This window comes from Thermoanaerobaculia bacterium, from assembly GCA_035260525.1.
Taxonomy (GTDB): Bacteria; Acidobacteriota; Thermoanaerobaculia; order UBA5066; family DATFVB01; genus DATFVB01.
The window spans coordinates 1-2,623 of sequence record DATFVB010000129.1; the positions used below are offsets into that span (position 1 = coordinate 1).

The following is a 2,623-nucleotide window of genomic DNA, read 5'->3' on the forward strand; positions in this document are numbered from 1 at the left end:
GCCAGGCGGCTTTCCTCTATCTCGCCGCGGCGGCGCCGCTCGCCTACGCGCTGCTCCATCCGGTGCCGCCTTTTTCCCCCGGGCTCGTTCTCGCACTCGAATACGCGCCGTTCGCGTGGCTGCTCGTCGTCGATTCGCGTCGCCGCCGGCGCCCCGCCGCCGTCCCGAAAGCGGCCGCTTGACGCGCTACCGAGCCACGATCGCCTACGTCGGGACGTTCTTCCACGGGTGGCAGATCCAGGAGAACGCCGCGCGGACGGTGCAGGCGGTGCTCGAAGGAGCCTTCCGGCGCGTCCTCGGTTCGCCGGTCCGGCTGCACGCGTCCGGCCGGACGGACGCCGGCGTTCACGCGGACGCCCAGGTCGCTCATTTCGACGCCTCCCCGTTTCCCGTCGACGGCCTGCTCGCGGCGGTCAACGTGCGGCTGCCGTGGGACGCGCGCATTCTCGCGATTGCGGAATCGGCGGCGGACTTCCACGCCCGCTCCGCCGCCGTCGCCAAGCGCTACGTCTACCGGTTCTCCCGCGAACGCGTGATTGCGCCGCGCGACGCCCTTTTCTGGGCGCCTCTCTCCCCGCGCGCCGACGCCGCTCGAATGGCGGAGGCCGCCGGGAGGGTGGCGGGGATGCGCGACTTCTTTCCCTTCTCGACGGCCGGGACGGAGACGGAAACGACCCTCCGAAACCTCTTCTCCTGCGAAGTCGCCGAATCCGGGCCGCGGATCGAGATCCGGATGACGGCGAACGGCTTCCTGCGCGGCATGGCGCGCGCGATCGCGGGGACGCTGGCCGACGTCGCGAGGGGGCGAATCCCCGCGGACCGGATCGACGCGATCTTCGCGGAAAATTCCAAATCGCTCGTCCCGGCGAAGGCGAAACCGAGGGGATTGACTCTCGAAAAAGTGTTCTATCCGGGCGACCCGGGCGCCCCGCCAGGCGCCGCCGGACCCGCTGTACGATAGCGGTGTGAAAGACCGGAATCTCCTCGCTTCGCCCGGCTCCGTCGAGGAGTCGCTGCTGTCCGGGATCGACGCCAAGCGTCTCCCGCGGCACATCGCGATCATCATGGACGGCAACGGCCGATGGGCGAAACAGCGGGGGAAACCCCGGGTGGAGGGGCACCGCGCGGGGATCGCCTCCGTTCGCGAGGTGGTCGAGACGTGCGCGCGCCTCGAAATCGACGCCCTGACCCTCTACGCCTTCTCGGTCGAGAACTGGAAGCGCCCGCGCTTCGAGGTCGTGACGCTGATGACGCTGCTCAAGGAATACCTGCGAAGGGAGCTCGCCGCGCTGGTCGAGAACGACATCCGCTTCCGCGTCGTCGGCCGGATGAACGAGCTCGACCCGTCGGTCCAGAAGGAGCTGATCCGCGGGCTCGCGGCGACCTCGACGTGCCGCGGCATGACGTTCAACATCGCTCTGAACTACGGCGGGCGGACCGAGATCGTCGACGCGTGCCGCTCGCTCGCCCAGGACGTCGCGGCCGGGAGGCTCACGCCCGAGCAGATCGACGAGGAGACGCTCGGCTCCCGGCTCGGAACGGCGGGGATCCCCGATCCCGACCTGCTGATCCGTACGTCGGGGGAGATGCGCGTCTCGAACTTCCTCCTCTGGCAGATCGCCTACGCCGAGATCTGGGTGACGCCGACCTTCTGGCCCGACTTCCGGAAGAAGGACCTCTACGAGGCGATCCTCGATTTCCAGAAGCGCGAGCGGCGCTACGGCGGCGTGCTCGAGAACCACGGGCCGGTCTCGGCCTGATGCGTTTCCAGCGCGAGCTTTCGGCGGCGGTCGCCATTCCTGCCGTCCTGGCGATCCTCTGGTTCGCGCCTCCACGGGCCTTCGGCGCGCTCGTCGCCGTGCTCGCGCTCGCCACCCTGGCCGAGTTCTATCGGCTCGCGGAGCGGTCGGGGATCCCCGTGCCGAAGTGGATCGCGCTCGCGATCGCGGCGGCGATCCTCGCCGCGGCGGTCGTTCCCGCGCCCTCTCCGTCGGGGCTGATGGTCGCCGGAGGCGTCTTCGTTTCCGCGGCGATCTTCGCCACGGCGCTGATGCTCTCCGGAATACCCATGGCGCAGGCGCTCTCGGCAACGGCGGTGACGACGCTCGGCCTCCCTCTCGTCGTCTTTCCGTGCTGCGCCCTGATCTGGCTCGACCGCGCGAACCTTGCCGGCGCGTCGGGGCGCTTCGGGCCGAGGCTCATCCTCTTCCTCCTCGTCACGATCTGGGGGTGCGATTCGTTCGCCTACTACGTCGGGAAGAACTTCGGGCGGCACAGGCTCGCCCCGGAGGTCTCCCCGAAGAAGACCATCGAGGGGTCGATCGGCGGATTCGCCGGTTCGATCCTCGTCGCGGTCGGCGCCGCCGCGCTCTTCGTCCCCGAATTCCGCCTGCCGGAGGCGGCGATCATCGGCGGCCTCGCCTCGACGGCGGGCCAGATCGGCGATCTCGTCGAGTCGATGTTCAAGCGCGGCGCCGGCGTGAAGGATTCGGGGACCTTCCTTCCGGGCCACGGCGGCTTCTACGACCGCGTGGATTCGCTCCTCTTCGCGGCGCCGGTCCTCTGCGGGGCGATCCTCGTGAAGATGGCGGCCGCGGCGTGAAGGAAGCTCGCGCAGCCGGCG

Annotated in this window: 4 protein-coding genes; all 4 read left to right on the forward strand. The window is 69.8% G+C overall.

What is annotated here, in order from left to right; translation table 11 throughout:
* Positions 1–182, forward strand: a 182-nt coding sequence (locus VKH46_06080; protein HKB70394.1) for a hypothetical protein, incomplete at its 5' end; no start/stop codon positions are given.
* Positions 179–961, forward strand: coding sequence for a tRNA pseudouridine(38-40) synthase TruA (gene truA / locus VKH46_06085; GenBank protein HKB70395.1), 783 nt, complete (start codon positions 179–181; stop codon positions 959–961). The genes VKH46_06080 and truA, both read left to right, overlap by 4 nt.
* A 4-nt stretch (positions 962–965) precedes the next feature.
* Positions 966–1,760 (forward strand): isoprenyl transferase, encoded by a 795-nt coding sequence (locus tag VKH46_06090; protein HKB70396.1) that lies wholly within the window; start codon positions 966–968, stop codon positions 1,758–1,760.
* On the forward strand, positions 1,760–2,602 hold the full coding sequence (locus VKH46_06095) for a phosphatidate cytidylyltransferase (protein ID HKB70397.1): 843 nt from the start codon (positions 1,760–1,762) through the stop codon (positions 2,600–2,602). Before VKH46_06090 ends, VKH46_06095 begins: the two co-directional genes overlap by 1 nt.
* The last annotated feature ends 21 nt before the right edge of the window (positions 2,603–2,623 follow it).

Coding starts and splice junctions, on each gene's coding strand:
- VKH46_06095 (HKB70397.1), top strand. CDS start 1,760: ATGCGTTTCCAGCGCGAGCTTTCGGCGGCGGTCGCCATTCCTGCCGTC.